22 protein-coding genes are annotated in these 17,391 nt (G+C 37.0%); 9 read left to right on the top strand and 13 right to left on the bottom strand.

The features are described from left to right. Positions 1-466: 466 nt before the first annotated feature. On the bottom strand, positions 467-2,158 hold the full coding sequence (locus IQ10_RS14635; protein WP_144451244.1) for a methyl-accepting chemotaxis protein: 1,692 nt from the start codon (positions 2,156-2,158) through the stop codon (positions 467-469). A 219-nt stretch (positions 2,159-2,377) separates the two neighbouring features. Here IQ10_RS14635 and IQ10_RS14640 point away from each other — a divergent pair, with 219 nt between their 5' ends. The 3 genes from IQ10_RS14640 to IQ10_RS14650 all read left to right on the top strand — a co-directional run bounded on the left by IQ10_RS14640 (position 2,378) and on the right by IQ10_RS14650 (position 4,696). Further along, complete coding sequence (locus IQ10_RS14640; RefSeq protein ID WP_144451245.1) at positions 2,378-3,532, top strand: sensor domain-containing diguanylate cyclase; 1,155 nt, start codon at positions 2,378-2,380, stop codon at positions 3,530-3,532. A 112-nt stretch (positions 3,533-3,644) separates the two neighbouring features. Next, complete coding sequence (locus IQ10_RS14645; RefSeq protein WP_144451246.1) at positions 3,645-4,094, top strand: Lrp/AsnC family transcriptional regulator; 450 nt, start codon at positions 3,645-3,647, stop codon at positions 4,092-4,094. A 134-nt stretch (positions 4,095-4,228) separates the two neighbouring features. Next, complete coding sequence (locus IQ10_RS14650) at positions 4,229-4,696, top strand: GNAT family N-acetyltransferase (RefSeq protein WP_242009850.1); 468 nt, start codon at positions 4,229-4,231, stop codon at positions 4,694-4,696. Between the two features lie 21 nt (positions 4,697-4,717). Here IQ10_RS14650 and IQ10_RS14655 read toward each other — a convergent pair whose 3' ends face one another. Together IQ10_RS14655 and IQ10_RS14660 are read right to left on the bottom strand one after the other, a co-directional pair. Continuing rightward, positions 4,718-4,981, bottom strand: a complete 264-nt coding sequence (locus IQ10_RS14655) for a hypothetical protein (protein ID WP_144451248.1) — start codon at positions 4,979-4,981, stop codon at positions 4,718-4,720. A 133-nt stretch (positions 4,982-5,114) separates the two neighbouring features. Continuing rightward, positions 5,115-5,834, bottom strand: coding sequence for a YebC/PmpR family DNA-binding transcriptional regulator (locus IQ10_RS14660; RefSeq protein ID WP_144451249.1), 720 nt, complete (start codon positions 5,832-5,834; stop codon positions 5,115-5,117). A gap of 299 nt (positions 5,835-6,133) precedes the next feature. Between IQ10_RS14660 and IQ10_RS18600 the strand changes: the two genes are divergently transcribed. Further along, positions 6,134-6,256: a hypothetical protein gene (locus tag IQ10_RS18600; protein WP_277878040.1), complete on the top strand. Its 123-nt coding sequence runs from the start codon at positions 6,134-6,136 to the stop codon at positions 6,254-6,256. A gap of 149 nt (positions 6,257-6,405) precedes the next feature. Then, positions 6,406-6,603 carry a DUF2188 domain-containing protein gene (locus tag IQ10_RS14665; protein ID WP_144451250.1) on the top strand — a complete coding sequence of 66 codons (198 nt, stop codon included), beginning with the start codon at positions 6,406-6,408 and terminating at the stop codon, positions 6,601-6,603. Between the two features lie 47 nt (positions 6,604-6,650). Here the strand turns inward: IQ10_RS14665 and IQ10_RS14670 are convergent, their stop codons facing one another. Genes IQ10_RS14670 through rnhA form a run of 3 tightly spaced genes read right to left on the bottom strand, consistent with a single transcriptional unit; the run spans position 6,651 to position 10,023 of the window. Beyond that, a complete protein-coding gene (locus IQ10_RS14670) occupies positions 6,651-7,955 on the bottom strand; it encodes a lysine N(6)-hydroxylase/L-ornithine N(5)-oxygenase family protein (protein ID WP_144451251.1) in 1,305 nt (434 codons plus the stop codon). A 32-nt stretch (positions 7,956-7,987) separates the two neighbouring features. Beyond that, positions 7,988-9,349: an aldehyde dehydrogenase gene (locus IQ10_RS14675; RefSeq protein ID WP_144451252.1), complete on the bottom strand. Its 1,362-nt coding sequence runs from the start codon at positions 9,347-9,349 to the stop codon at positions 7,988-7,990. Between the two features lie 47 nt (positions 9,350-9,396). Further along, positions 9,397-10,023 carry a ribonuclease H gene (gene rnhA, locus IQ10_RS14680; protein ID WP_144451253.1) on the bottom strand — a complete coding sequence of 209 codons (627 nt, stop codon included), beginning with the start codon at positions 10,021-10,023 and terminating at the stop codon, positions 9,397-9,399. Between the two features lie 84 nt (positions 10,024-10,107). Here rnhA and IQ10_RS18605 point away from each other — a divergent pair, with 84 nt between their 5' ends. Further along, entirely contained in the window at positions 10,108-10,242 is a 135-nt protein-coding gene (locus tag IQ10_RS18605) for a hypothetical protein (protein WP_277878041.1), read from the top strand. Between the two features lie 63 nt (positions 10,243-10,305). Next, positions 10,306-10,557 (top strand): hypothetical protein, encoded by a 252-nt coding sequence (locus tag IQ10_RS14685; RefSeq protein WP_144451254.1) that lies wholly within the window; start codon positions 10,306-10,308, stop codon positions 10,555-10,557. 258 nt (positions 10,558-10,815) lie between these two features. Here IQ10_RS14685 and IQ10_RS14690 read toward each other — a convergent pair whose 3' ends face one another. Next, entirely contained in the window at positions 10,816-12,012 is a 1,197-nt protein-coding gene (locus IQ10_RS14690) for a sensor domain-containing diguanylate cyclase (protein WP_144451255.1), read from the bottom strand. A 176-nt stretch (positions 12,013-12,188) separates the two neighbouring features. Here IQ10_RS14690 and IQ10_RS18455 point away from each other — a divergent pair, with 176 nt between their 5' ends. Further along, positions 12,189-12,308 carry a DUF6254 family protein gene (locus tag IQ10_RS18455; protein WP_242009851.1) on the top strand — a complete coding sequence of 40 codons (120 nt, stop codon included), beginning with the start codon at positions 12,189-12,191 and terminating at the stop codon, positions 12,306-12,308. A 258-nt stretch (positions 12,309-12,566) separates the two neighbouring features. Here the strand turns inward: IQ10_RS18455 and ybaK are convergent, their stop codons facing one another. The 5 genes from ybaK to IQ10_RS14715 all read right to left on the bottom strand — a co-directional run bounded on the left by ybaK (position 12,567) and on the right by IQ10_RS14715 (position 16,231). Continuing rightward, a complete protein-coding gene (ybaK, locus tag IQ10_RS14695) occupies positions 12,567-13,043 on the bottom strand; it encodes a Cys-tRNA(Pro) deacylase (RefSeq protein ID WP_144451256.1) in 477 nt (158 codons plus the stop codon). Between the two features lie 706 nt (positions 13,044-13,749). After that, positions 13,750-14,409: a cobalamin B12-binding domain-containing protein gene (locus IQ10_RS14700; RefSeq protein WP_144451257.1), complete on the bottom strand. Its 660-nt coding sequence runs from the start codon at positions 14,407-14,409 to the stop codon at positions 13,750-13,752. 29 nt (positions 14,410-14,438) lie between these two features. Then, positions 14,439-14,792, bottom strand: a complete 354-nt coding sequence (locus IQ10_RS14705) for a hypothetical protein (RefSeq protein ID WP_144451258.1) — start codon at positions 14,790-14,792, stop codon at positions 14,439-14,441. Beyond that, positions 14,789-15,094, bottom strand: coding sequence for an antibiotic biosynthesis monooxygenase family protein (locus tag IQ10_RS14710; RefSeq protein ID WP_144451259.1), 306 nt, complete (start codon positions 15,092-15,094; stop codon positions 14,789-14,791). Before IQ10_RS14710 ends, IQ10_RS14705 begins: the two co-directional genes overlap by 4 nt. 327 nt (positions 15,095-15,421) lie before the next feature. Further along, complete coding sequence (locus tag IQ10_RS14715; protein WP_144451260.1) at positions 15,422-16,231, bottom strand: STAS domain-containing protein; 810 nt, start codon at positions 16,229-16,231, stop codon at positions 15,422-15,424. Between the two features lie 223 nt (positions 16,232-16,454). Between IQ10_RS14715 and IQ10_RS14720 the strand changes: the two genes are divergently transcribed. Further along, a complete protein-coding gene (locus tag IQ10_RS14720; protein ID WP_144451261.1) occupies positions 16,455-16,772 on the top strand; it encodes a DUF3243 domain-containing protein in 318 nt (105 codons plus the stop codon). Between the two features lie 259 nt (positions 16,773-17,031). Here the strand turns inward: IQ10_RS14720 and IQ10_RS14725 are convergent, their stop codons facing one another. Continuing rightward, positions 17,032-17,370, bottom strand: a complete 339-nt coding sequence (locus IQ10_RS14725; protein WP_144451262.1) for a metal-sulfur cluster assembly factor — start codon at positions 17,368-17,370, stop codon at positions 17,032-17,034. Positions 17,371-17,391: the final 21 nt, after the last annotated feature.

Genomic DNA, 17,391 nt, shown 5'->3' on the forward strand with positions numbered 1-17,391 from the left:
AGGGAGGGTGCGTATCTTTAAAAAACTTGCCTCTATCAGTACTATTACATCCCCATATCATGAGAAAATATAAATAAATATACTGGAGATGAATCATATAAAGTGGGATGATGCTTTGATTTGGAAGGTATCATCGGACTAGATTTATTACAACAAATGAAAGCAATAATTAATATAGACAAGTTGACTTTAGAATCTGGTTGTGAATGGCAAGTATAGAAGAATGATCTCTATACCTGCCATTTGTTTTAAACCAGCTATTAGAGAAGCACTGCTCTTCTTAAGCTATAAAGTGCTTTAATGGAATAAAAATTAAATAAAGTAAAAATGCTCAGATATTGATATCCGAGCATTTTTGTATGTTAAACATATGACCAATTATGATGGTATTTAATCTTAATCTTATATTTAACGTTTTCCCTTCCAAAACTGAACTCGTTACTCAGTAAGTCATCCTCTTCTTTTCCTATTCTACTTTAAACTTTCGAATAAGCTCTTGCAATTCTTCTGCCATCGTCGTTAATGCTATTGCAGATGAAGACACTTCTTCCATTGAAGCTAATGTCTCCTCCGTTGCCGCACCAACAGACATCGTATGCTCAGACGTATGCTTAGCAATGTTCGTCATGTTGTTCACGGTGTTCGTTACTTCTTCTGATTTCTTCGCAATATCTTGTGCTGTGCGATTCATCGTTTCAATTTGCGAAGTCATTTCCTGAATCGATGAAATAATGGAATCAAAACGCTGTCTCGTTTCTGTAGCCGTTTCTAGACCACTGCTTACTTCTGTTTTCACTAAGCCCATCATCTCAACAGAGTTGGTCGTTTCTTTTTGCATTTCAGCGATCAGATCGTTAATTTTCAATGTCGAACCAGCAGACTGTTCTGCTAACTTGCGAACTTCATCGGCTACGACGGCAAATCCTTTACCATGTTCACCTGCACGCGCGGCCTCAATCGCAGCATTAAGAGCTAATAAATTCGTTTGATCGGCAATCGAGTGAATCACATCAAGGATCGACCCAATCTCAGAGGCACGATTTGATAATAACTGAATCGCTTTATCTGTATCTTGAACCGTTTGATCAATGGAGTTCATTCGCGTCACTGTGTCACGGACAAGCCCGCCACCTTCATTTGCGTAAGAGAGTGAGTCAGTTGAGAACTTCTCAACTGTTGCTGAACTTGATGCCATTGACCTTACACCTTCAGTCATTTCAGAAAGCGTACGCGAACTTTCATCGGCAGCTCTTGTTTGCTGCTCAGACCCTTTTGAAATATCTTCAATCGCCGCTGCGGTCTGCTCTGTTGCCCGTGACGTTTGCTCGGCACTAGCAGAAAGCTCTTCTGATGAAGCAGCTACTTGATTTGAATTGATTGAAATTTGCTGAATAAGCGTACGAAGATTTTCCTTCATTGTCATGAAAGAAGATGTTAGCTTAGCTACTTCGTCTTGCCCCTTTGGCTCTTGAATATCAACGGTTAAATCACCGTCTGCTACTTGTTCAGCGATTTTCGTCATTTGTTTAAGAGGACGGCTGATATTTAATGAAAGCACTACACCTAGTCCAACAGCAACAAGCAATGCGACAATACTAACGATCACTGAAATAAGCATCGTTTGACTCACCTGCGCGTCTAAACTCGCTCGTTCTGTAACTAAATATTCTTCGATCGTCTGCACAAAGGACACTGCTTCGTCTCGCATTTCACGACCAATTGGAATAACATTAGAATTCGCTGTTTCAATAGCCCCTTCTGGATCTTGGGAATATTGATTAATGGTCATATTTGCACTTTCTAGATACTCTGCGTTTTTAGCTTTTAGTCCTTCCAATAATTCTTTGGAAGTTTCTCGCTGTGACAGTGCTAACGAAGCATCAATATACTCGTTAATTTCCTCGTTAGATCTATACAAAGTGTCTATCATCGTTTGATCTCCATTTAATAAATAGCCGCGGATATTACCATTTTGACGATTGACATTCGACTCAATCCTCAGGGCATTTGCTCGAAGCTGTTCGACACGATCAATTAACGAGCTATATGTCTCATCGACCTGCTTTAAACTATAGTATGAAAATCCACTTGCCACCCCGAAAAGTATTGACACAATAATAAAGGCAGTCACAATCTTTTGGCCTATCGATCCTTTCATCAATGTTCCCCCTTATTTCGACCTAGTAAGATCCATTTTAAAAAATTTATATACGAAATATGTAGAATATAGTTAAATATTATCATATAGGGTATAAGATACATAGAAATAAGAATGACTTTAAACGGTAATTTGTTCTTTTCTAATTTAAAATATGACCTTTGAACCAATAATTCAATATTTTGAGCAATTGTAAAGGGACTGGCAGGAGAGGACACTATGAAACATTTCCACAATAATGTTATGAGTATTTACCTACTTTTGGTCATCATTCTCCTTATCATCACAAGTGTCAGTAGTTATATCTCTATTACTCAAATTGAAAAAGAAACCAATCAAATTCTTGTTGACGCCATCCCTTTTTCTCGTGCAGCAGAAAATCTACTCACTCAACTAGTCAACCAAGATACGGGCGTAAGAGGTTTCATTTCTACAAAAAATGAGGATTTTCTAGCACCATATAACATAGGAAAAGCTCGGTTAGTGGATCATTTAAAAACAATCAGACTACACCAAGACAATCATCCTATTATGAAAGATATAATGGAAGAAGACGCTTTGCCACAAATTGAAATAATCCAAGAATATTTCGATTCTCAAATTGCTCTAGTCAAAGACGGTAATGTCGATACTGCTAGAGAAAGATTAGATTATGGAAAAGTTTTAATGGACAGGTACAGGGACATTCATACTGTTGTCGAGCAAGATATTACAAATATCATCAATCATGCTTGGAACAAATCAAACATAGCCACTAATCGCTCAAAAGTAATTATTTTAACAAATCTCAGTTTAATGCTTATAATCGGGATTGCTGCTACTGTTTATTTTATGAAACTAAATGAACTAAATAAAAAATTAGTCAGTATGGTAACGATTGATGCATTAACCCAACTTAATAACCGCTTTTCTTTTGATCAGAAACTAAAAAAAGAATTTGAGCAATCTCAAAAAACACAAGAGCCAATCTCATTGCTTCTCTTTGATATTGACCACTTTAAACGGTATAACGATAATTATGGTCATTTAAAAGGTGATGTCTGCCTTCAACAATTAGCTGCTGAAGTAAGGCGAACATTTCAAGATTTAAACGCATATCCAGCACGCTATGGCGGTGAAGAATTTGCCGTTATTTTACTAAATTGTATGCTAGGTCAAGCCACTGATAAAGCCGATCAGCTACGTGCAAACATTGAAGCTTTGAAATTAACACATGAATATTCACCAACTCATTCCTATGTGACGGTTAGTGTCGGTGTGGCAACACTTACTCCACTTCCCAATCAGCGACCTCAAATATTAATTGAGCAAGCAGATCTAGCACTTTATAAGGCAAAGGAGACGCGCAATACAGTAGAAGTATTTGAAGGATAACTTTCTATATGACACATAACCTTTCACAAACATATTTTCATCTGACTCCATTCAACAATGGATTTCCAACTATGATAAAATACTAACCAAATAGACAAAGTGGGGCATGCATATGAAAATAGATGCGATTGATCGTAAAATATTGGAGCTATTAACTGTGAATGGGCGGATGTCCTATGTTGATATCGCAAAAGAACTCGGTCTCTCTCGAGTAGCGATTCGTGAGCGGATTAACAATTTAATAGAAGAAGAGGTTATCGAAAAATTCAGTGTCGTGATCAATTCTGATAAAGTTGGAAAGAAGGTATCTGCTTTTTTTGAAGTTGACTGCGAACCAACCTCACTCGTCTCTGTTGCAGAAACTCTAGTCGAAAATCCTAAAGTCGCAAGCTGCTATCAAATGACAGGCCCAAGCACCCTTCATATGCACGTGCTCGTCGAGGATTTTGAGCAGCTTGAACATTTTATTAATGAAGAACTGTATGCACTTAAAGGCATTACTCGAGTAGAGAGCCACATTTTACTCAGACGCTTCAAAAGTAGAAGCGGGCTTAAATTATAAACATACGAAAAAGCTAGGATCATCATGCTATCCTAGCTTTTTTTGAATATTGTTCAGTTACGATGAAGGTGACAACCTTGAATCAAGAACTTTATACTAATATCAATATCACTGAAAGTAGGTTGACATAAGTGATGATTACATTAAAAGATGTAACCTCAGACAACTGGCTCCAATGCCTTTTACTTACAACGAATCCAAGTGGCGATCACACCCTCTTTGAAGGATTTGTCGTTTCAAATGCTGTATCACTGGCTCAGTCAAAAATAGAACCGCACTGGAAAACAAAAGCGATCTATCATGAAGATACATTGATTGGATTCACGATGTATGGATTTGATTTTAAACAGAATTATTACGAAATTTGCCGACTGATGATTGACTTTAAATTCCACGGAAAAGGGTACGGGAAAATGGCGTTGCTTCAGATTATTGAAGAAATGAAAAAGGAGTTTCAATGCGAAGAAATTTATTTGAGTTTCGATAGTGAAAATGTCATTGCAAGAAGATTATATGAAGGAGTTGGCTTTCAAGATACTGGTCAGATTGTAAAAGGAAATATAGAAGAACGATTATATTGCTTAAAAACACAAAATGCTTGAGTACATTCTCAAGCATCCTTTTTACTGCACCAAGCTATTTATAATAATAAAATCACCTGTTGTAACTGCTCGTTCAACTTGTCGATGAGTGAAAATAGAATGATCATGATTCATTCCCTTTACTTTTTGGTCCCAAGTAATTTTGTACGACATGGCACCGTCAAATTTAGCCGTAAATACAACTCCAAGACCTAAACCATTACATTTTTCAATCAGAGTGTCTGACAATATAAAGACAAATGTATCACTTAAACGTTTACTAGAATGCTGGCATTGTCCACACAAATTTACACCTTCCTCCTTGCTTTATTCATTTATTACGTTGTCCCCTTATTATTGCCACTATCCATAAAGATCTTTCACTCTTTTTTGCAATCAAAAAAGCAGACCCCTGTGTCACAAAGGTCTGCTTCATTTATTATTCACCTAAATCTACATTGTGGTACACTTGCTGAACATCTTCTAGATCTTCTAATACATCCACCAATTTTTCAAACTGCACTTGTGCATCTTCTGGAAGTGTAACATCATTTTGCGCAAGCATTGTTAGCTCGGCAACTGTAAATTCAATAATTCCAGCATTCTTAAATGCTTCTTGCACAGCATGGAATTGATCAGGTTCAGCATATACGATGACTGACTCGTCTTCTTCTATAATGTCACGGACGTCTACATCTGCTTCCATTAAAAGTTCAAGCACTTCATCTGCTGTTTTCTCTTCAACCCCAATAACAGCCGTTGCATCAAACATAAAGGATACAGATCCACTAACTCCCATATTCCCACCGTTTTTCTTAAATGCTGAACGTACTTCTGCAGCAGTACGGTTCACGTTATTTGTCAATGTATCGACGATCACCATTGATCCATTTGGTCCGAAGCCTTCATAACGAAGCTCGTCATAGTTCTCTTCAGAACCACCTTTAGCTTTTTCAATCGCACGGTCAATAATCGCCTTTGGTACGTTGTACGTTTTGGCACGCTCAAGCACGACTTTTAACGCTTGATTTGACTCAGGATCTGGCTCACCTTGCTTAGCTACTACATAAATTTCGCGTCCAAACTTGGCATAAATACGACTCGTATTGGCATCTTTTGACGCTTTCTTTTCTTTAATATTGTTCCACTTACGTCCCATTATGAACACTCGCTTTCCACTTTGACTATACAGATAGAATGAATTTGATCAGAGCTGGTGCTTGAACATTTTGCTCACGACAATTTCATAAGAATAATAAACAATGATTCACTAGAATTATATTATACATGAATGGCATCGTTTTAGTATTAACGTTTTTCCATTAGCTAACGCTCCATTATAATTTTACATGGTAAAGCGAAAATCATCAAATCAATACGGTTTTAAGAGTGAAACAGAAGTGATCTGGACACTATATAACAGCATACTTATTTTTTATGAAGGAGGCATGAGTACAAATGAGAAAAGAACTCGAACAAGCTGTCCAACATGCGAACGAAACAAACCCTGGCTCTCGTTCTGGTGGAAAGCCAGGTCAATCGAAAAAAAGTAAAATGAAAAAAACGAACAAGCACTCCTAATCCCCTTCATCTTCTATTGAGAAAGCAACTGACGAGATCCCCCTCATCAGTTGCTTTTTATATACTTAGCCAATCTCTCATTTTCCCGTTTAACAAATGTTTATGCTGGGAAGAGTAAAATAACTACTTTTAAAAAGGAGTTTGATAGAATGAAACAATATAGTGTTGCTCCAAATGCTGATGCATCGCGATGGATTGTGAAAATTGAAGATGTTGCCCCCGAAGAGTCCTACCCTACTAAGGATGCGGCAATTAATGCCGCACTGGACATCGCCAAAGCCAACAATCCAAGTAAAGTCCTCATCCTTGATAAAGAACATAACGTCATCGAAGAAAAATCATTTTAAATGAAAGACGGTTTCCAATTTCTACTTTTGGAACCGTCTTTCTCACTTTACTCTACCTCAAATTGTTGAAAAATAGTATCTGATCGTACTGGATATACATCTTCTCCAACAATCGTATTTAAAATTGCTTGATTACGTTGGACAGATAAAGCTAGATTTGTGGCACTTGCACCATGAGAATGTTCTAGATTTGTTAAAGTGAAAAAATGATGCGGACGTTGTTCCTTCCACTCTAGGCGGTAATCATGTGAGACACGGAATCGCTTTTCGTCTTCCCATTCAAGCTCTTCGGACATATTCATGAGCCAAGACGGAATTAGAGGCTTGTAGCCTGTTGCAAGAATTACCTTTTCTGACGTATGAGTAAATTCCTTCTCCTGCTGCCACTGTTTACATGACAGCTTATAAAACTGTTCATCTACTGGCTGAATGTCATTCACCTCGGTCATCGCTTGAATTCGCACTGGTAGTCCATCGTGTCGAATTGTTCGATGATAAAGCAAATCATAAATATTTCGTAGCGTCTCCGCCTCCACTCCGTTGCGAAGACCTCCTAGTGTCGGTAATGCCTCTTGTCTTTGCTCAAATGATAGCTTATGAAAATAATCAACATAATCAGGGGAAAATACTTCTTGTCCAAGCTTTCCAGATTCCAGTTGAAAGAAGCCTGGAGAACGAGTCAGCCAAGTCAACTCGAAACGATTATCTGCTTGTTTTTCAAGTAAATCATAGAAAACCTCTGCAGCACTTTGACCTGAGCCAATGACCGTTACGGACCTCGCTTCTTTGATTTCATCTGCATGGTGCAAATAGCGACTCGTATGAATCACATCTTCGTTCAATTTCTCTTCAAGTGGCGGCGGGATCAGAGGACTGCTTCCTGTGCCGAGGATAATATGTGTAGTCATCACCTTTTTCTCCTCACCACTTTGAACATCTTTAATTGAAACAGCGTATCCCCCATGCTCGGGCTCATAGGTACAATCAACCACCTCTTGCCCGAAGTGACAGTTATCTAGCTGTGAGGCCACCCATGCACAATAATCACTATATTCACGCCGCGGGATGTCAAATCGCTTAAAAAAATAAAACTGAAACATTCGATTTTGTTGATGGATATAATTTAAAAACGTATAATGACTCATCGGATTAGCAAATGTGACCAAATCAGCAAGAAATGGCACCTGTAAATCAGATCGCTCAAGTAACATCCCTGGATGCCATTGAAACACTTGAGTCTTATCAAAAAAGGCCGTTTTTAATGACGTCCCTTCTTCAGCGAGTGCCGCAAGACCAAGATTAAACGGTCCAATTCCAATGCCTACCACATCATACTGTTCCCAATCGTTCATATGCTTCTCCACCATTCTATTAGATTGTATTCTTACTGAAATAGTTTACGTAACAGCTTCATTGTCAGTCGTCCTTGCTTATAGCGTAGAGGTAAATCAAACGATGTCGATTGCTTCAGGATGCTTTTTCGATGAGTAAAAGCAGCAAAGCTCTCATAACCATGATAAGCCCCCATTCCACTCTCTCCTTTTCCGCCAAATGGTAAATGTGGAGTTGCCAGATGCATCACCGTATCATTTACGCATCCTCCACCAAACGGTAATCCCTGTACTAGTTTTTCTTCTACCTTTTTATCCTCTGTAAACACATATAATGCTAATGGACTCGGACGCTCACGAACAACCGTCATCACTTCGTCTAATTTCGAATATGAAAACACGGGTAAAACCGGCCCAAAAATCTCCTCCTGCATGATCGGCTGATCCCACTCCACATTTGTCATCACACTCGGTGAAATCACTAACATATCCCGCTCGTGCTGTCCACCAATGACCACATCACCGTCCTGCAAAAAGCTTAGCAGGCGATCAAAATGACGTTCGCTCACAATACGTGGGTACTCACCCTTCTCTAGCTTAGAACGAAATAAATCCTGAATATGATAATCGAGTCGTTTTATAAATTGATCCTTTACGTCTTCATGAACATATACATAATCAGGTGCGACACATGTTTGTCCTGCATTTAAAAATTTCCCCCACACAATTCGTCTCGCTGCCAGATCAACCTTCGCCTTTTTATCAACAATCGCTGGGCTTTTCCCACCTAGCTCTAACGTAACAGGGGTCAAATGCTTACTCGCTGCTTCCATTACAACTTTCCCAATCGCTACACTACCAGTGAAGAAAATATAATCAAATCGCTCAGCAAGCAAAGCCTGACTCGTTTCAACAGCTCCTTCAACAACTGCAATATACTCTTCTGAAAAAGTCTCACTCACTAATGCCGCAATCATCTTTGACGTATGTGGCGTTAATTCTGAAGGCTTAATGACCGTACAGTTTCCCCCAGCAATCGAACCCACTACTGGAGCTAGTGCAAGCTGCAGTGGATAGTTCCAAGGTGCAATCACAAGCGCAACACCATGAGGCTCGTGATAAATATAGCTTTCAGACCCTATTTGAGACACAGGCGTTTCAACCTTTTTCTCCTTTGCCCACTTAGGCAAATGCTTGATTATATGCCCAATCTCTTGATAGAGGGGACCTAATTCCGTTAAAAATGCTTCCTCTTTTGATTTATTTAAATCCATTCGCAGTGCATCCATTAATTCCGTTTCACGCACTTCAACAGCTTTTTTCAATTTCTTTAGCTGCTTAATACGAAATGCCACATCTCTTGTTTCACCCTGAAAAAAATAATCACGCTGTTTCTTTAATAATCGATCATCCATGACGTTATCCCCTTACACAAAATAGAATCCCGAAAGCTGTTTTCAGCTTATTTCCGCCCATAATCAGCCTTAATCTCGCCCCATTTTTCCGTTTGCCATTTCAAAATTTTATTTTCATACGTATTCGTTTGCAGCCATCTTTCCGCTCTGTCCATTAAAGACCATATGTAGGCAGTTTGTTCCGTCCGCTCAAGCGTTGACTTTGCTTTTTTCTGCTTTACCCATTTAATTGCGGTCATCGAATCAGAGTAGATCGTTTTTGTGCTATTTTGCTGCTTCAAATAAGCTAAGCCGTGAACAATCGCAAGAAATTCACCCATATTATTCGTGCCAATATGTATTTCATCATGGGAAAAGAGAATTTCGCCTGTTTTTGTATCAACGCCTTTATACTCTACAACTCCTGGGTTTCCCCTGCAGCCAACATCAACCGAAATACTATCCCAATCCACTTCTTCATTGATATCTGTGTCATTCTTCTTCGTCACTGTTGTTTTCGTTTTTGCTGTCGTCGAAGCACCTGTTGCAAATGCTTCTTCGGCTTCTTCCTTAGACGGGAACGATTTGAATCTCGCTCCTGTAAACCCCTTCACCTGAGCTTCACATTCAGCCCAGGAAGTAAAAATTCCCGCTTTCCGACCTTTCCAAACGACATAATGCTTCTTTTTCGCCATAAGGACACCTTCTCTGAATAAGTTTTCGTTCTAAAGAAATAGTAACAGTGAATCGATTTATAAACAACGGAAAGGAGAGAGACAATGAAAAAGCGCGATCGCCAGAAAAACAAAGCAGCAACAAACAACCAAACTCCAACAGAAACCTTGTTCAATCAAGAAGTAGCAAGTGAAATGATCGACAACGGTCAAAACAAGGCCAATCATAAGAAGAAATAGTTCCTAAATGAATAAAACCTCTTCAATGCTCCCATAATGGAGTAAAAAAGAGGTGATACGTCTATGAATATCACGATTAATCGAAAACGTTCTGTCCAAGAAGCGGGTGACCTTGTCACGACAAAGAACAATAAAATTTATGCGATTATTTGTGACGTCGGCGAAAAATATCCCTATCATCTTCTCTGTCTTGAAACCTTTACAATTGTCGAAAGCTACGACGCACTTCCAACTAATCAAGAGATTGAAGAAGATGTCGGTGACCAGCTAGATGGCGTGTATCAGCATAAGGATTCTCATATCACGTTGAATTAAAAACAGGGAGCCAATTATTACAGCTGCTGAAAAAGTGTTTTCATAAGAAATAAAAGACGATACTCCCTCGTTTAGAAGGTGTAGTCGTCTTTTATTGTGATATAAGATGTAAATCAATGACAATATCCCGAACTCCCATAAAAATCTCTTAGTATTTGCGTGATCATTAGAAAAACAAGTGACTTCAGGTTTCTTATCATTTCAATGGGATTTCCACTCACCATCTTTTTTCCTTCTTCTGACTGAATTTTGGTCCCTTTAGTTAAATATTTTCGATGTGGATTTTTGAATTGTACTCTTCCATTTTTCAAGGAGCCCGACCTTTTTAAACTCCATTTCACTAAGCTCAGGCGAATATAACTTATAACCGTTCTTACCATGATTTTTGGCAAAATACATCGCTTTGTCCGCATGTTCAATTAGTGTTTCCTTATCTTCGCCGTCATCAGGATACACACTAACTCCGATACTCAAGGATATTTTGGCTTCTTTCTCATCAATGCTATACGGAAGGGAAACCCCTTCGATAATTCGTTGTGCAATATTTTCAATTTCATCTGTACTCGTTTCCTCAAACACAACAATAAACTCGTCTCCACCAATTCGCGCTACCAAATCCTCTTCTCGAATACTTTGGTTCAGTCTTTTTACGACTTCCTTCAGTAATTCGTCACCAGCATCGTGGCCTATCGTATCATTAACAATCTTAAAATCATCTAAATCAATAAACAATAAGATGAAATTATGATTATGACGTTTTGATCTTGCTAACGCTTTTTCAATATGACGATCTAATGATTTTCGATTTGGTAAATCAGTTAAATCATCAAAAAATGCCATTTGTTTGAGTTCATGTTCTAACTGTTTCCGCTCAGTTATATCAAACATTTGTCCATTAATTTTCACAACAGTTCCATCTTGATTTTGAATCGGCACAGCCATTCTCATAACCCATTTTTCATCATAGACAGAGTCAATGATTCGATATTCAACTTTCGATGATTGTCCTGAAAGCAACTGAAGATCATCTTTATTTACTTTTTCATAATCATCTGGGTGGATAACTTTTTTCAAAAGATAAGGGTTATTAAAAAACGTAGCATCCGATTGGCCATATAATTGTGCCATTCCTTTTGAAGAATACATACGATGATTTAGAACATCATAAGAAAAAATGCCTCCATCCAGTGAATCAAGAAGAAGCTCATAATCTTCATTTTTTTGACTTATCGTCATCGATTTCTCTTCTATTTGTTCTTTTTCCTTTTTTAGTTGTAAATGTTTGTAGAAAAGTTCATCGTATTGTTTACCACTCCACCACATTAAAGGAAGAATCAATATAATGATTAATAAATGAAGTATGTTCTCATGATCAAATGCCGTATAATCGTAAATGATAAAAAGAGCCATAATGATTATGATTAATAACGCTATGAATCTACCTTGCCATTTCATATATCAACACCTAATTTTCTTTCAGTTGGTATTTTAGATAAAGATAATCTTATCGACTATACTCATACTACCTTATAACTAGAACGCAAACAATTCTAATCATTCACCTTAAATATGAATAATTTCAAAACGATTTGGCAAACTATTTTCAACATGTACAAAAGGTGGGAAAACCAATGACACAATCAAAAAGTCAACAGGAGAGACAATTTAGAGCACGTAAAGAATCTCAAAATCCTCATCACGGAAAAATTAAATCACTTAAACGACTTGCTGATGAAGACAAAAAAGAATAGCGGAGGAAGCTTCGCTATTCTTTCTCACTTATAAATATGCGTTGTTCAGACACTCTATTTACTGTATTTTTGAGTTAAACACTGATGCCTTTTGTGCAAGAAAATACAAACTTTAGCTCCGTTCTGTACAGCTTTAAGTCTCATAGCTACTATTACATCCCAGTTAAAACGAACATACTGACAACAATTACTGAATAATAAATAACTCTCATACTCTCCTTCGATCATCTTACCTTTAACGAGAAATATTACTCTAAGCTATTTCGCCAAATCTGCAAACTGTCCTTTTGTTATTTCAGCTAAATTATCGACCTTTAATTCAATCTGTACCCCGATTGCCCCTCCGCTTACAATAATGGTTTCAAGTGTTTGAGCACGTTCATCAATAAAAGTCGAAAACAATTTTTTCATTCCTACTGGTGAACAACCACCGCGAACATATCCAGACACTTTCGTAATGTCCTTTACGGGAATCATTTCAATTTTCTTTTCTCCAGCAGCTTTGGCAGCCTTCTTTACATCAAGCTCAGCTTCAACTGGAATCACAAACACATAATAGGCCTTGCTAGTGCCTTTAGATATAAGCGTTTTATACACCATCTCTATGCCTTTACCGATTTTATTCGCAACAGATACCCCATCAATTTTTCCATCATCTGAAGTATAGGTCATCATCTTATAATCTATTTTTTCTTTATCTAATATACGCATTGCATTTGTTTTAGCCTTTTTCATCGTTTACTCCTTTTCTAAGTCTATTTTTTAAAAAGTCAAATTCAAGAATTCATTAAACTTACACATTTCCCAATTTCAACATATCAACTCACCCATTTGGGTAATTTAGGAGATTCAACAATTAATTTTTCATTATTTCTATTTACAAAAGTGGTTAAAAAATACTGGCAAAATCCAAAAAACAATTGATCCAACTCATTATTGGACAAATTCAGTCTATAATACGAAAACTGATTCCTGACATTCAGTGGAATCAGTTTTTTTTATCACGTACGATCTTCAAAAGAAAGGGCATTACTCCATTTAGCTTATTCTGGAATTTATACCTTGTCAATCCAACAGAAAAGAACCTTTCTTTTATAAAAAAGGTTCTCTACTATATGATCATCATAGTCCAATTGACTTACCTAGTCTCATAAAGAAAGAGATTTAGATTTCCCACTCTCCTTTGGCTACTAACTTCACATTTCCATCAACTTCGATACGTTCTCTTTCTACCAAGCTCAGCCTGCTATCCTGGGGAAGCTGAGCAGCATCATATGAGAATTTGTTTTTCTTATATGAATGAAAAGAAGTTGGAAGAAGGGATCGTTATATTATGCAATCTTCTAACTGAAGCTATGAAAACTGAGCAAAATACCTTTCCGATTATTTAAAGTAGCACAGAAAACTGTGCTACTTTTTCAGAAAGTTTCCGAGCATGTGATCAATCTAATAATCCAACAGGATTTTCTCCTCGCTCATGTTTAATGTTTTTCATCCATATTCCAAGCTCATCTAAATCTTCTATAATTTCAGTCTGAGCTGAACAATAGTCTGTTAGATCATAGTAATCAATAATTCTTCCCCCAACAAGTATGGTAGGGTTAGATGCCAAAGTAGAAAAGCTTTCAATATATGATTTTAATTGAGGTAAGTGATAAACAATTGAAACCGAAAGTCCAATAACGTCTGGCTGCCATGTTTCTGCTTTCTTCATTGCATACTCAAGCGGTAAATTTGGACCAAAATAGAGTGTATCCCAGCCTTCTTCTTCAAATAAGCTGTTCACCATTTTTAGCCCAAGATAATGCTGTTCGCTTTCTAGACATAAGAACATTGCTCTTCTCTTAGATTGTTCCTCATCGGAAAGCGGGTATAGACGTGATAATAAAAAATCACATGTTGCTGTTGCGACATGTTCATCTGCTACTGTAATTTCATTTCTTTCCCACAGCTCTCCTATATATTGCATGGCAGGTGTAAATAACTCTCTGAAAAGCTCTATTCTCGGGTAATGAACCGCCGCTGTCTTCACATAATCCATTGCGGCTCTTTCATTCCCTTCTAATAAATAAGAAGCTAGCTTTTGAATACTTTGATTCATGTTATCACCTCATTTATACTAATTTCAAGCTAATTATTCAGTGCTTTCCTACCAGCTCTAAGATACGAAATGTACTTAAGCTGCATGTCTGAATGATCATCCATTTCTAATAGAACGTCTTCAATAATGAGGAAATTATCGAGTAAATGCTGTCTACTCATCCCATGCTTTACTAGTATTCCATTAAGCCATAGGGCATAGTCAATAAAAACCTGTTCACTGTCTAACTCATAGGCAGTATGAAGATGCTTCAGATGATGATGGTTATCTTCTGTACACTTCTCCTTGCCTCTTTCACCAAAACGATCTACAAGAGAAGGATCTTTTTCATAAATTCGATCCGTCACAATTGCTACTAATTGTTCCGTTGAAAATGAGCTCATGTTGCCACCACCTTATGTTGGCTAACCTTTGGTATAATCGCAGCTAATTCTTGATCAGGATACTTCTTTTCGAGCTCATGAATTTTTTTAAAATCTTCACTTCTAACCCAACTTAGGTACTCTTCCTTCGTTTTGAAAATTAATTGCACTGTTAATTCTCCAGGCCTTTTATCATTTTGTAACAGTAGAAAATTAACAAAACCTGGGGCAACATCCACGGAGCGTGACCGATTTTTGTATATGTTAATCACTTCTTCAGCTTTTTCTTGCGGCACATCAAACGTAGAAAAAACGGTATACATATTATCATCCTTTGTGTATTGCTCGTATAGTTTATGATTAAACGAACCTTGCCAATATGCTATAAAGCGAGAATATCGGTAATAATCCCTACTCTATTCAGGTTTACGCTTTTAGTTCTATTTGTTTCAAAATAATTGTCATCTATTTCTAGAGTACAATGCATTATGCGTTGATTGACAACTATTTTAACACATGATGCCAGTAAATGCTTATATTCCCTCCATTTCGACAAGGTACATATTAATCAATCAAAAAAGTGTGTGTCCAAAGGTCAACTAACAACCTATGAACACACACCGACGTTATGACTCTTTTCCTCACGAACCTTAACTTTTATTTAACACTTGTCTTAATGACCCGTAAGATTCAATTGATGAGAAGTCTATACCTAATTCAACAGCTGTTTGGGCCATACTAGGATGTACACCTGTTATAATCGTCTTTGTTCCAATTAATTCTAGAGCATGAATTAAATTGAATAGACTTTTCGCTATATACGTATCGAAGGCGGCAATTCCTGAAAAATCTAAAATGATCGCTTCCACATTTTTCTCCATGACTTGGGCCAATGTACGATCGACTAAAGACTGGAGTCTTCCAGATGTAAAATCACCAACTAAAGGCAAGACAGCTCTCTTGTCATCAATTAAAACGACTGGCACTGAAATCTTATCTAGTTCTTTTTCCATATTCTTTTTGTTTTTATCTATTTGATTATTAAAATTTTGAGTCGTCGCTCGAATAGCTTCATCAAAAGCAAAAATGATTTCCTCAAATACAATAAACCCCTCATGTATTTCAGAACCATCGATTAAATCAGATTGACGTAAATATTTCAACAAAGACAACCGAAAAACACATAGAACATTCACCGTTTCTCTTAGCATGACACCTCTATTAAAAAAGTAGTTTGAAGTGTCGTACCCTGTTTCACTTGCTACCGTTTCCTCTTTAGTAGAAACTAAACTATTTGATACCCTGTACAGAAGTGAATTTAACATTTCAAAGTGGTACTCAAGATCCTCTTTTGAAAAATCCAGGTTGAGTTCATTTAAAGTCTTTGGAAGTAAAAGGTTGGTAATTTCAGTTCGTTCAGCTTGAAAATATTGCGCGACCTTATCATTTAGTTGGCTCATATCCTATCATCTCCCCTACTATACTTCATTCCCCATATCTAAAAATTTAACTCCAAAAATTCATATTTTTCATATTATCGATGATTGATTAGAAAATATTTGCTACAGTTATGCTTTAAAAATAATTTAACTAATTTATACATGTAATTTGAGTTTTAAATTATATTTGACGGGAAGAGAAGAATTGTAAGATAAATTTTAAAAAAATTGGAGGTTTTTAAAAATGAGTGAAAGTAAAGTAGAAAACAAGGTTGAACAAGAATTACAAGGGATTAACTCTGAAGAGAAAGAAGATATTTTACAAAATTTCGATCGATTTAAAGACTATTTAGGTGATCAAGTGTCCAAGGGAGAAAAACTCGGATTAGGTGAAGAAGCTTTAGCAAAGGGTGCAGAAAAAGTTGCAGATTATTTAGCAAAAAATGAAGAACCTAGAAACCGCGAAGAAAAACTTCTTCAAGAACTTTGGAAGGTTGGTGACAAGGATCAAAGACATCAACTGGCACATCTTCTCGTAAGACTAGCTCAATCAACAAATTAATAATAAGTTAAAAACACTTCTTAATTCGTTTAAAATACCTACGAATTAAGAAGTGTTTTTTAAATAGGTACAGAGTTTAAACGAAAGATATCAAACTTCTAGCTTTGTCTTGCGCACGATGTAATCCATCAAGACGTACAATTTCTGCATTTTGGTTGATATAAATTAATAAACGAATGAAATCATTGATTTGAGATACAAAACCTCTCTGAACAGTGTTTTGTATCTGTTGTGCCTCTAAATTAAAGACAATCAATCCTTAATTATCAGCAACGCCAAGGGCGATTTTTGCATACCGAGACATTTTGTCCTTTGACCACGGTGGACTCCAGACGATGTTAATGTCTACCTCGCCGATTTCCTTAATTTCCTGCAATTCGGCGAGAGCTTTTTTTATGTCATGATGAATAACACCTGCAAGCGGACAACCCATTGCGGTTAATGTCATCACAACCGTCACGTTGTTATTATCATCAATCTCAATATCATAGATGAGACCTAAGTTAACAATATCAATGCCAAGTTCAGGATCGATCACATTTTCAAGCTGGGCCATTACCCTATCTTTTGTTTCTTTCTTATCTTTTTCTGTAGTCATGCAACATCACCTCACTTTACT

The sequence above is a fragment of the Halalkalibacter nanhaiisediminis genome, assembly GCF_007830185.1.
Lineage (GTDB): Bacteria > Bacillota > Bacilli > Bacillales > Bacillaceae_D > Halalkalibacter > Halalkalibacter nanhaiisediminis.